Source organism: uncultured Mailhella sp., assembly GCF_944324575.1.
Taxonomy (GTDB): Bacteria; Desulfobacterota; Desulfovibrionia; order Desulfovibrionales; family Desulfovibrionaceae; genus Mailhella.
Genome location: NZ_CALUWV010000064.1, coordinates 1 through 11,702 on the forward strand (window position 1 = coordinate 1; position 11,702 = coordinate 11,702).

Here is an 11,702-nt window from a genome sequence, read left to right on the forward strand (position 1 = left end):
GCGTGCCCACGTTGCCGGGATCCTGCACCTGATCGAGCGCCACCATGAGCGGAAGGGGCGCATTCGCCGCCTGGGCCAGAAAGTCTTCCCACGGCATGAACGAAGCCTCACGCAGTCTGGCGATGACGCCCTGATGCCCGGCGTGCGCGGCCATGCGCGAGAGCGCGTCGTCCCCCACAAGGGAAAACCTTACGCCTCTTTCCCGGCACAGGTCGAGCAGCCGGGAGCTTTCGGCTCCGGCGCGTCCCCTGCGTACGTAGACCATGTCCACCCGTTCAGGTTCCCGCTCCAGAAGTTCCAGCACGGGCTTCATGCCCGGCAAAAAATTTTCCCTGTCTTTCTCAGTGCTCGTCATGACAAATGATTTCCATGGGATGATGTTAAAAAATCGGACGCAGGGTGCTCGTCGACAATTGAATCTCCGCCCTTTTCAAGGTATCCTTGCCCTTTCTTGGGAGCAGGCTGCGGTCGGACGCGCATTGTTTCGTGCCGGACTGCACATTACGGGAAGCAGGCGTTTTCAGGCGCAATGCCGCCGCGTTTGCGGCCGTTGAGCGTTCTCTGCGTGCGGGCTGCTCCTTGGCTGGTATACTGCTTTTGTTCGAGATGCAAGTCCACATGATGGAGCGCTGACATGAAAATTGGCAAACTGTGCTGCCTTCCCCTCGCGGGAATGGCAGTGCTGATCATGCTTTCCGGCTGCGGCAGGCAGCAGACGGTGGAATCCCCGGAGCTTCTGGCGGCCGGGGCGCGGCAGGAAGCCGTGGATCTGGGGTCTCTTTCCTCCCTGACTTCGGCTGAAAAAAAGGCCTATTCCGCAACTTCGAGTCTGGACAGAAATTTGAGTCCCGGCATGGAACGTCAGGTGCGCTACCACTTCATGAAATACTCGCGCGAACGGCGGGGAACCATGGAGAACTTCCTTCGCAACAGCATTCCCTATCTGAACTATACCAAGAGCGTGTTCCGTTCCCGCGGACTGCCCGAGGATCTGGCGTATCTCGCCTATCTCGAAAGCGGCTACAATCCCTTTGCCGTATCTCGTTCCAATGCCGTGGGCATGTGGCAGTTCATTTCTTCCACGGGCAAGGCCTACGGCCTGCGTCAGGACTGGTGGATGGACGAGCGCCGCGATCCGTACCGCTCCACCGAGGCCGCGGCAAGCTATCTCGCCCGACTCTACGACATTTTTCATGACTGGCATCTGGCCGTTGCCTCCTACAACGGCGGCGAAGGCAAGATAGGCCGCGCCAAGGAAGCGACCGGCGCAAGCAAGCTGCATGAAATCATTCAGAAGAACGATACGCTCGACTACAAGCTGCAGCTTCGCGAGGAAACCGCGCTCTATGTGCCGCGTTTTCTTGCCATTGCCAAGGTCATGCGCAACGCCGACATTCTGGGCATACAGCCTTCCGCGCCTGATGCGGATCATCCTGTGCTCATCCCCGTTTCTCAGCTCACGGTAAGACCCGCTACCGACCTTGTGGAGCTGAGCCGCCGCATCGGTCTCAACTGGAAGGAATTTCAGGCCTACAATCCGCATTTTCTGCGCTCCATTTCTCCGGCCGGGCGAACGGCCACAGTGTATGTTCCCAAAAACAAGGAAGCGCTGGCGCGTCAGGTGCTCAAAGGCTCGGTATCCGGCGCGGGCTGGCGCTACTACACCGTGGCCAGAGGCGACACTTACGCCAAGGTGAGTTCCCGTACCGGCGTGCCCGCCTCCGTTATCAGGCAGCTCAATCCCGGTACGCTGAAGAAAGGGCAGCGCCTCAGGCTGCCCGTGAACGGAAAGAATCTTCCCGCCGTCATACCTTCCGCTCCTGCCCGCAGCACGGCCGTAGCTTCCGCTTCTTCCAAAAAGTCGTCCGTGAGAAGCGACCATGCGTCGAGCGCGCTTGCGGAATTGAAGGGCAGTCGCGCCTCGTCGCGCTCGGTTCCCGCCACCTATACGGTAAAGAGCGGCGATACCCTGACGTCCATTGCCCGAAAGTACGACATGGATCTCGACGATCTGTACGCCGCCAACGGCGGGGCCGACAATCTTTCCATGCTGCGCGTGGGACAGGTGCTCCGGCTTTCCGCTCCTGCCCGCACCACCGCCGTGGCCAGGGCCTCCTCTGCAAAAAAAGCTCCGGCGCGCATGACCTCGCACAAGGTTGCATCCGGCGAGACGGCATATGCCATTTCCCGCAAGTACGGCATCAGCTTTGCCGAGCTTTGCGCCGTCAACGGCGGCGCCGACAAACTCTCCAGCCTTTCCCCCGGTCAGGTGCTGAACATTCCCGCGGGCAAGGAAACGTCCGTGGCGCAGAACGCCGCTGCTGCCCGCAAGCCGCAGGCCGCGCCCTCGCGCGCGGCCGCAAGCCGCGTGGCGGAATACAGCGTGCAGAACGGTGAAACGTTGTGGAGCATTTCCCGCAAGTTCAACATGAAGCCCATGGAGCTTCTGGCTCTCAACGGCATGGATCAGTCCACCCGGGTCAAGGTGGGCGATACCGTCAAGGTCATTCGCAACAAGTAGGAGCAGAGGTGAAGCATGGGATTTTTCTCCGCCGTTAAAAAATTCTTCTCCGGCGGCAGTCATGCCGGAGAAAACGCCGAAGCGCAGAAGGCCCAGGAAAAGGCGCAGCAGGAGAGCTCCGGGACGCAGGGTGCGGAACAGTTGCAGGAATCTTCCGCAGAGCCCGACGTTGCAGACGGGCAGAGCGCGGAGGGCGGACCCGTCACGGAAGAGCCCGCGTCTTCTTCCGACGATGCCGCGTCTGTTTCCGCACAGAAGAGCCCGGAGGCAGCGCCGGAAGAGCGCAAAGAGTCCGCGCCGGAAGAGTCTGTGCAGGCCTTGGCAGAGCGCATGCCGGAAGCGCCTTTTGAAGCAGAGATCGTGCCTGCTGACATGGAACCGGCGTCCGGGCCGGAAGAGCCCGTCGTCGAGCTTTGCGATGAGCCTTCCGCCGTTGCCGAATCTCCTGCCGCTGAGCCTGAAAAGGCTGCCGTTCCCGCCGCGGATTCTGAAGAACCCGCGACTTCTTCCGCTGCGCCTGCAGCCCGCGACGAAGAGGAAGAAAAGCTCACCCTTGCCCTTCGCGAGGCGGAACCCCGTCTTTCCGCATGGCTTTCCATTGTGCTGGACGGCGTGGAGGAGGCGGACGATCTTCTGTGGAAGCGTCTTTCCTTCCTGCTGCGCGCGCTGGAGACACCGGAAAACGAGGCCCGCGAGTTTCTGGACGATTTTCGTACCTGGCTTGAGCGCATGGACTATCACTGGCTGGAGGATTTTCGTTCCGAACTCCAGTATCGTCTGGCCCTTGCCCTCGACATGGAGGACGAGGAGGACGAGCGTGACCGCCTGTTCGCCAAGCTGCAGAACGGTCTTGCCCGCACGCGTGCCCGTTTCGGACAGGGTCTCTCGGCCCTCATGTCCGGACACTCCGAGCTCTCTCAGGATTTCTGGGAGGAGATGGAGGAACTTTTCATCATGGCCGACATGGGGGCCGAGCCTTCGCTTGCGCTGGTGCGCCGCCTGAAGGAGCGCGCCCGCGCCGAGGGCGTGACCACGCCGGACGGCCTCATGCCGCTGCTCGAGCAGGAAGTGGAAGCCATATTCAAAACGCCCCGCCGCATTGCAGCGGTGAATCCGCCTGAGGTCATTCTCATGGTGGGCGTGAACGGCGTGGGCAAGACCACCACCATCGCCAAGCTGGCCTATCGCGCCAAAATGCAGGGCAAGAAGGTGCTCATTGCCGCGGCCGACACCTTCCGCGCCGCCGCTGTGGAGCAGCTTGAAGTATGGGCCGGGCGCATAGGTGCGGACTTTCATTCCAAGGGCATGGGAGCCGATCCCGCAGCCGTGGCCTTCGAGGCCATGGACAAGGCCTTGCAGGGCGGTTACGACGTGCTGTTCATCGACACGGCAGGCCGTCTGCACACCAAGTCCAACCTCATGGACGAGCTGCACAAGATACGCATGGTGGTGGAGCGCAAGCTTCCCGGAGCGCCGCACCGCACCATTCTCGTCATCGACGCCACCACGGGGCAGAACGCCCTTCAGCAGACGAAGATGTTCAAGGACACGAGCGGCGTGAACGAAATCATTCTCACCAAGCTCGACGGTACGGCCAAGGGCGGCGTGGCGCTGGCCGTGGCCAGTCAGTTCGAGCTGCCCATCACCTTCGTGGGCCTCGGCGAAAAGATGGAGGATCTGCGGCCCTTTGATCCGCACGACTTTGCGCGTGCGCTTCTCGGCAGAGACGGGGAATAGTTCGCCCGTGCTGTCCGCTCCCCGGGAAGCGGACAGCACGCAGGCAATAATGAGAAGAAGGGGGAGTCATCCCCCTTTTTTTGCGCCCGGAGGTCGGCAGCAAAAGGCGGAGGCCGAGCCTTGTAGTGCTTTCGATATCCGGGGAGGGAAGGGGGAACATCTGCCTTCAGACGGCCGTAGGAGTCTCTCATCGGGCGGACAGGGATGGCAGGGCCCGCCTCTTTGAGACGTTCGGTGCAAAAGGCAGGGCGCTCTTGCGCAGAACATGAAAAAACGCGGTGCTTCCGACATGGAAGCACCGCGTTTTTTCGGGGAATTTGAAGGAGCGTTACTTTGCCCTGTTCCAGAATTCGGCCACGTTCACGTCCAGATTGTCGTCGAGATCCGCCACGCTGAACTTGAGGGTGCGGCTTTCGATGGGATTGTCGTTTTCATCCAGAAGCTTGATGACCATGGTGTGCTGACGGCCCGTGGCTTCGCCGGTACCGCTGTCGTCCTCGAGCAGGAAAACGGGCTCCTTGTCGTCAATGAACACTTCCACGGCCTCAAGCGCGGGATGTTCCTCGCCGTTCTGGTCGGTGAAGGCATAGTTGCCGAGCGAAAGCTTGTAGGTCTTGCCCTGCACGTAGCACCATACGCCGAGTCCGATAAGCAGAAGCACGATGACGCAGTTTACGAGAATGTGCTTGAGAATGATGCGTCTGCGGCTGGGGAGCTCTTTCATGCGGCACCTCCGGCTTCGCCGCGCAGCGCGGCGCGGGCGCGTTCCTTGTCGGCGTGACGCCGCCAGGCGTGGAGCACGAGGGCAAGGGAAATGATGGCGTAGCACACGAACACGCGGAAGTATTCGCCTATCTGTGCGTCGCCTACCAGATACTTGCCGGCCATGGGCGAAACCACGAACATGAGATGGAAGAGCAGAACGCCCGTGAACACGTTGAGAATGGAGGCGCGGGCTACGGTGGCGCCGCCCACGAGCAGGGAGGCGATGGCAAACACGCCGGCCTGTTCATGGCTGTTGTAGGTGTTGAGCGTGCCCACGTTCTGCAGGAAGATGATCTGACCGTAGGCGGCGAGCACGGTGGAAATGACGATGGAGATGATGCGGGTGCGCATGACGGGAATGCCCGCAGAATGGGCCACGGAAAGATCCTGTCCCGTGGCTCTCATGTCCTGTCCGATCTTGGTGCGGCGGAACCACAGAATGAACAGGCAGAACACGCCGATGAGCAGGAAGGTGGCAAGCGGCACGTGTATGCCCATGATTTCGAGCTCGATGGCGTTGTCGAGCGAGCCGCGGATGTTGTCGAGGTTGGTCACGTTGCGTATGCCGTAGCCGCGGGAAAGCACGAGCTCAGGGTTCAGAATGGGCACGAGGCTGCCGAAGCCGTAGAGCACCACGAGCTGATACACGCCGTTCATGAAGAAGCCGAGAATGTAGGATGTGACCATTTCGCGGCCGCGCGCCTTGTTGAGCACCACGCCGCACATCCAGCCGAAGAGTATGGCGAGCGGGGTGGCGATGAGCGCGGCGAGGGTCATGCCGTACAGGCCGGAGACGTTCCAGTCGCTGATGAAGATGAGACCTATCTGTCCGGCCATGGCGCCGAGCACCATGCCGAAGTTGAGGCCCATGCCCGCCATGATGGGAATGAGCAGGGAGAGCACGAGGAAGGAGTTTCGGGCGAGTCTGGTCAGCATTTCCTGAATCAGATACTCGGCCGTGAACTGGGAATAGTAGATGCCGACGGCGCTCACCAGAAGAAAGACGATGGGCACCGCGTTGCGCATGCAGAAGAGAGTGACGGCATTGCCGCCGGAAGAGCTTTTCATGATCTTACCTTTGTCACACGGGTCAGGGCGTAGAGAATCATGCCGTTGGACACGATGATGCGGATGACTTCGGACATGTCGGTCTGCAACATGCTGTTGATGACCGAGGGCGTCATGGTGAGGATGCCCTGAAAGAGAAACGTGCCTACGATGACGTTGATGATGGAGGCCTTTTTCACCGACGCGCCGCCGATGAGCAGGGCGGCCACGGCGGGGAATGCCATCATGAACGGGCCCATGTAGAGCTGGATGAAGCCGAAGCTCTGCTCGTATACGATGATGCCAAGCGCGCCGAGCCAGGTGGAAAGGATGACCGAAAGCGTGCGCATGCGGTTGATGTTCACGCCGCTTGCACGGGCGTATTCGGGATTGGAACCCACGGTGGTCATGGCCGTGCCGGTGCGGGTGCGCATGAACACCCACATGATGCCGCACAGAAGCAGGAAGAAGAGGAACATGCCGGTGGGGAAGTAGAAGGCGTCGCCTATGCTGAAGGCGGCTATGTCGCTGATGGCGCGCTGCCAGAATTCCTCCACCGACACCGTGGTGCGCAGGCCCACGCCCGCGTAGCCCCACACCATGTTGGAGCTCGAGTAGGGCAGCACGAGCCACATGATGCACATGAACGCCACGGAGGAGAAGCCCACGTAGGTGGCGATCATCATTTCTTCGCCCTTGACCTTGTTGAGCAGAAGACCGTATCCCCAGCCGAGAATGACGGCGATGGGCGTGGCGATGGCCATGGCCGTGAACACGCCGGGAATGCCCGTGGCCTCGAGCTCCACGCTCGTGACCGCGCCGAGCAGTCCGGCGATGATGCCGAGCGGCAGGCCGAAGTTGAGGCCGCAGCCCGACTGCACCATGGGCACCATGGCGAGCACGAGCACGCCGTTCATGCCGAAGCGCACCAGCGTGTCGCTGAGGGCGGCGTCCACGGGCACGCCCACGAAGGGCGCCACAAGGAACAGGACGACCAGAAACACCGCAATGAGAATGCGGGGCCATCCGGCCTCTTCGATGAATTTCTTTATGCGGTTCATGCGCTTGCCGCCTCCGTAGCGTTGGAATTGTCGTTCGCGGCCTTTTCGGCCTCGGCGGCGCCTGCGCCCATGAGCAGATATCCGAAGGCTTCGGAAGGCGTGCTTGCGGGCAGAATGCCGGCCACGGCGCCCTTGTCGATGATGGCGATGCGGTCGCACACCGAGCGCAGCTCCTCAAGCTCGGAGGAAATGACCACGATGGTCATGCCGTGCTCGCGGTTGTAGCGCTTCAGGGTGTCGAGCACCACCTTCTTCGCGCCCACGTCTATGCCTCGCGTGGGCTCGGCCACGAAGAGCAGCCGGGGCCGCGTCTCAAAGGCCTTGGCAAGGCAGACCTTCTGCTGGTTGCCGCCGGAAAGCTCCTGCACGTGCTGCTTTTCGCTCGTGCACTTGATTTCCAGGTCGTGAATGTACTTTCGGGCGCATTCGGCAATGGCTTCCTCGTCGCGTATCTTCAGCGGGCCGAAACTCTTGAGAAAGCGTCCCTGAGTCTGGAGCGAGGTGAAGATGATGTTCCAGGCTATGGATTCCTCAAGCAGCAGGCCCACGCCGCGCCGGTCTTCGGACACGGCGGAAATGCCGAGGGCGAGGGGGGATGCGGGATTGTTGAGCTCCACGCTCTTGCCGTGGAAGGTGACCTTGCCTCCGGCGGGATGCAGGCCCATGATGCCGTTGGCTATGCCGAGCTTGCCCTGACCGGCCATGCCGCCTATGCCGAGAATTTCACCTTCGAATACGGTAAGGTTCACGTTGCGCACCGTTTCGCCTGGCATGTCCACCCACAGGTGTTCGATCTGCATGGCCACGGTTTCCGAGCTGTGCCGCTCTTCTGTCGTACCTTCCGAGCGGTCGATCTTGCGGCCCACCATGGCGCTCGCTATCTGGCGCACGCTGGTTTCGGCAGGCGTGGTCTGAAGCACCACTTCGCCGTCGCGCAGAATGACGATGTCGTCACACACGCTCATGACTTCCTGCAGACGGTGGGAAATGAAGATGATGGATATGCCCTGCGAGGCCAGACGCCGCATGGAGTCGAGCAGAATGTCGGCTTCGCTTTCGGTGAGCACGGCGGTGGGCTCGTCGAGCACCAGAAGTCGCGTGCCCTGCTTGTCGATTTCACGGGCGATTTCCGTGAACTGCTTGTAGCCCACGGGAAGCTCGGAAATGGGCGTGGCGCTGTCGAGCTCGATGTTGAGGCGGGAAATGGCCTCGTCGGCCCGGCGCGTCATGTCCGCACGGTCGAGCGTGGTCAGGCGGTCGCCGAAGGCTTCCACCAGCGGATTGTAGACCAGCGTCTCGCGATTGAGCACGATGTTTTCCGCCACGGTGAAGCCGGGAATGAGGGAAAACTCCTGATGCACCATTCCTATGCCCGCCTTGAGGGCGTCCATGGGGCTGCGGAAGTGCACTTCCTTTCCGTCTATCAGAATTTTTCCTTCATACCCGCCAGTTTCCTGAATGACGCGCATGCCGAAAAGAATGTTCATGAGGGTGGACTTGCCCGCCCCGTTTTCGCCGACAAGGCCGAGAATGCGGCCTTTGCCCAGGGTGAAGTTGACGTTCTTCAGCACCCGGTTGGAAAAATACGCCTTGCCGACACCTTCTACGCGAAGCAATGGATCTTCTGCACCCATAGGACCTCTTTTCATTGGGAATGTGTCTCCGCGCGCGATGATGAAATAAGGGAAAGAGAAAGCGGAGATCTGTTGTTTGAAGCGTTTTTATAAAACGCAGGTAACAGCGTAGCACAAAAAAATAAAAACGGCAAAAGCCGTTTCCGAGACTCGGCGGTTGCCGTGGGTGGCGTCATAACCTGTGAGAATGGCTTGCATTCCATGATGAGACGCGAATGCTGTGTCCGGCGCTGTGCCAAAAAGGGGGGGGAAGGCCGGAGCCTTCCCCCAGAAAGCGTTACTTGATGGTCTTGTACTTGGCGGGCACGGGCACTTCGGTCATGTGCATGTAGCCCTTGCCGAAGATGTAGAGGTCTTCAAAGACCAGCACGTGGTTCTTCTTTTCCTTGCCGGTGGCCACGTCCACATAGTAGCCGCCGCTCCAGGTGGAGCCGGGGGTGGCGGCGTTGTACGCGGCGAACACGTCTTCCTTCTTGAAGTGACGGCGGAAGCTGCGGCCGCCGGTCACGCCTTCCTTGGCGTACTTGATGGCGAGTTCGCCGAGGCCGAGGGAGTTGGTGAAGCCGTAGGAGTAGGTCCAGGTGCCCATGCGGCCGGCGGCGCCCTTGGCGACGACGGTGTCTTCGACGCGCTTCAGAATGGCGGGGAAGTTGCCGGACACGTCGGCAAGATCAATGCCGAGGGCTCCGGGGTAGCCCATGAGCGGAGAAGGAAGGTCGGCTTCGATGAAGTAGCCGCCCTTGTCTTCGGTGAGGCGCTTGAGCAGAGGTTCGGTGTGGGCGTCGTTGGTGCAGAAGAAGGCGGTCTTGGGGCCGAGCTTGTCGAGCCACTGGGGAACCTGTTCCAGAATGTACTGCTGGGCGCCGGCCACACCGACGTCGGACGTGGGATCGGGAGCGCTCATGAAGTGGAAGTTGATGCCGAGATCCTTGCAGGCCACTTCCATGATGTTGCGGCGGCGGGAGAGCAGCTCGTAGCTCATGTGACGGGGGAAGGAAATGTGCACGAAGTCGGTCACGCCGAGCTTCTTGGCGGCCGCGATGATGAGGTAGCCGCGGGAAATGTTGTCGGCGTTGATGGCAAGGTCGGCGGCGCTTTCAATGACGTTGGGGTCTTCGTGAGCTTCGCCCACGAGAAGCATGATGTCGGGGCGCTTTTCGCGGATGCGCTGGAAGGCGGCGGTGGTGCCGGGAATGCCCTGGTTCACGATGACGGCCTTCATGTCGGGGTCGTCGGCGAAGGAAACGATCTGGGAAATGGTGGTTTCCATTTCCGTCATGAAGTTGTCGGGGTAGGTGATGTGCTTGATCATGCCGCCGTTGGCGACGTCACCGTACTTCTTGATGAGGGCCTCGGCTCCGCGCAGGTCGTCCTCGGACTGGGACACCGTGCCGGTGCAGATGCCGATGTGGATTTTGGCAGGCTCCGCGGCGGAAGCCTGTGCGGCGAAGGCCATCATGCCCACACACATGGCTGCGAGAAAACGTTTCACCTTTCTTTCCCTCCTTAGAAAAGATAAGAAGACAAGCCGGTCCTTTGGACCATATATGTTCTAACTTATACCGACATGGCAAGGGATGTCAAAACACTTTGGAACAAATGCGTATTCTTTTTTCACGCTGCGGCAGGTCGGAAGAAGGATGAAGCCAGGGGGCGGGGCATGAAAAAAGGGCCGCCCGAAGGCGGCCCTTTCGTGTGCTTTGCCCGTGATCAGTCGAGCGGCGAGAGGAATTTTTTGCAGGCCTCGTTGTCGGTTTCGTCCCACCAGGTGAAACCGAGCTTGTCGAGGTTGGCGTAGAATTCTCCGCACTGCTCGGGAGCGACTTCAAAGCCGCAGGCAACGCGGCCGTATTCCGCGCCGTGGTTGCGGTAGTGGAACATGGTCACGTTGAAGTTCGTGCCGAGCGTTTCGAGGAAGTGCAGCAGGGCGCCCGTCCGTTCCGGGAACTGGAAGCTCAGAATGTGCTCGTTTTTCACCTCGCTCGGGGCGCGGCCGCCTATCATGTAGCGCACGTGGCTCTTGGCAAAGGTGTTGCGCGTCATGTTGGTCACGTTGTAGCCCGCCTCGCGCAGTCCGTTTATGATGCGCTCAAGCTCGTCCATGCCTTCGGTGAGGCGCAGCGAGGTGAAGATTTCCGCCTGCGAGGGATCGGAGAAGCGGTAGTTGAATTCCGTCACCATGCGGTTGCCGAGCTTGCGGCACAGGTCGAGGAATGCGCCCTTCTTTTCGGGAATGGTCACGGAAATGATGCCTTCGCGCTGTTCGCCCACTTCGCAGCGTTCGGAAACGAAGCGCAGGGTGTGGAAGTTCATGTTCGCGCCGGAGAGAACGGCGGCCATGCGCGCGCCGGAAATGTCGTGTTCGGCGGCGTACTTCTTGAGGCCCGCGAGGGAGAGCGCGCCGGAAGGTTCGGCAATGGCGCGGGTGTCGTCGAAGATGTCCTTGAGCGCAGCGCAGATTTCGTCGTTGGAACAGGTGATGATGTCGTCGAGATTTTCACGCAGCACGCGGAAGGTTTCGTCGCCTATGCGCTTCACGGCCACGCCGTCGGCAAACAGGGAAACGCGGTCGAGGGTGACGGGGGAACCCGCTTCCCAGGCGGCCTTGAGGCAGGCGGAGCCCTTGGCTTCCACGCCTATGACCTTCACGTCCGGCAGAATCTGCTTGATGTAGACGGCGATGCCCGCGGCAAGTCCGCCGCCGCCCACCTGCACGAACACGTGGGTAAGGCGGCTGTCCTGTTCCAGAAGCTCGCGCGCGATGGTGCCCTGACCGGCGATGACGTCGGAGTCGTCGTAGGGGGGAATGAGGGTGAGCCCTTCTTCCTTCGCAAGACGCATGGATTCGGCGTAGGCCTCGTCGAAGCTGTTGCCGAAGAGCACCACGTTGCCGCCGAAGCGGCGCACCGCATCTACCTTGATGTCGGGGGTGGTCTT

Annotated in this window: 9 protein-coding genes; 2 read left to right on the plus strand and 7 right to left on the minus strand. The window is 60.8% G+C overall.

The annotated features are described in order from the left end of the window. Window positions 1-355 (minus strand): RNA methyltransferase substrate-binding domain-containing protein (locus Q0J81_RS08140; protein WP_294447103.1); only part of this gene is annotated, 355 nt, incomplete at its 3' end. A gap of 279 nt (window positions 356-634) precedes the next feature. On the opposite strand from Q0J81_RS08140, the gene Q0J81_RS08145 reads away from it, so the two are divergent. Continuing rightward, complete coding sequence (locus tag Q0J81_RS08145; protein WP_294447104.1) at window positions 635-2,521, plus strand: LysM peptidoglycan-binding domain-containing protein; 1,887 nt, start codon at window positions 635-637, stop codon at window positions 2,519-2,521. Between the two features lie 15 nt (window positions 2,522-2,536). Next, window positions 2,537-4,258, plus strand: a complete 1,722-nt coding sequence (ftsY, locus tag Q0J81_RS08150) for a signal recognition particle-docking protein FtsY (RefSeq protein ID WP_294447107.1) — start codon at window positions 2,537-2,539, stop codon at window positions 4,256-4,258. A 328-nt stretch (window positions 4,259-4,586) separates the two neighbouring features. Here the strand turns inward: ftsY and Q0J81_RS08155 are convergent, their stop codons facing one another. From Q0J81_RS08155 to ilvA, 6 genes are all read right to left on the minus strand, one after another. Next, the gene (locus Q0J81_RS08155) at window positions 4,587-4,982 is read right to left on the minus strand and encodes a DUF6672 family protein (RefSeq protein WP_294447108.1); all 396 of its coding nucleotides are present in this window, start codon (window positions 4,980-4,982) and stop codon (window positions 4,587-4,589) included. Next, window positions 4,979-6,091: an ABC transporter permease gene (locus Q0J81_RS08160; RefSeq protein WP_294447109.1), complete on the minus strand. Its 1,113-nt coding sequence runs from the start codon at window positions 6,089-6,091 to the stop codon at window positions 4,979-4,981. Before Q0J81_RS08160 ends, Q0J81_RS08155 begins: the two co-directional genes overlap by 4 nt. Then, on the minus strand, window positions 6,088-7,131 hold the full coding sequence (locus Q0J81_RS08165) for a hypothetical protein (protein WP_294447111.1): 1,044 nt from the start codon (window positions 7,129-7,131) through the stop codon (window positions 6,088-6,090). The genes Q0J81_RS08160 and Q0J81_RS08165 overlap by 4 nt, the downstream gene beginning before the upstream one ends. Then, window positions 7,128-8,765 carry a sugar ABC transporter ATP-binding protein gene (locus tag Q0J81_RS08170; protein ID WP_294447112.1) on the minus strand — a complete coding sequence of 546 codons (1,638 nt, stop codon included), beginning with the start codon at window positions 8,763-8,765 and terminating at the stop codon, window positions 7,128-7,130. The genes Q0J81_RS08165 and Q0J81_RS08170 overlap by 4 nt, the downstream gene beginning before the upstream one ends. Window positions 8,766-9,042: 277 nt before the next feature. Continuing rightward, window positions 9,043-10,257 (minus strand): DUF3798 domain-containing protein, encoded by a 1,215-nt coding sequence (locus Q0J81_RS08175; protein WP_294447113.1) that lies wholly within the window; start codon window positions 10,255-10,257, stop codon window positions 9,043-9,045. A 218-nt stretch (window positions 10,258-10,475) separates the two neighbouring features. Further along, window positions 10,476-11,702, minus strand: a 1,227-nt coding sequence (ilvA, locus tag Q0J81_RS08180; protein ID WP_294447114.1) for a threonine ammonia-lyase, biosynthetic, incomplete at its 5' end; no start/stop codon positions are given.

Excerpts from the sequence above, each read along its gene's own strand:
- Q0J81_RS08145 (WP_294447104.1), top strand. The coding sequence starts at position 635 with ATGAAAATTGGCAAACTGTGCTGCCTTCCCCTCGCGGGAATGGCAGTG.
- ftsY (WP_294447107.1), top strand. The coding sequence starts at position 2,537 with ATGGGATTTTTCTCCGCCGTTAAAAAATTCTTCTCCGGCGGCAGTCAT.
- Q0J81_RS08170 (WP_294447112.1), bottom strand. The coding sequence starts at position 8,765 with ATGGGTGCAGAAGATCCATTGCTTCGCGTAGAAGGTGTCGGCAAGGCG.
- Q0J81_RS08165 (WP_294447111.1), bottom strand. The coding sequence starts at position 7,131 with ATGAACCGCATAAAGAAATTCATCGAAGAGGCCGGATGGCCCCGCATT.
- Q0J81_RS08160 (WP_294447109.1), bottom strand. The coding sequence starts at position 6,091 with ATGAAAAGCTCTTCCGGCGGCAATGCCGTCACTCTCTTCTGCATGCGC.
- Q0J81_RS08155 (WP_294447108.1), bottom strand. The coding sequence starts at position 4,982 with ATGAAAGAGCTCCCCAGCCGCAGACGCATCATTCTCAAGCACATTCTC.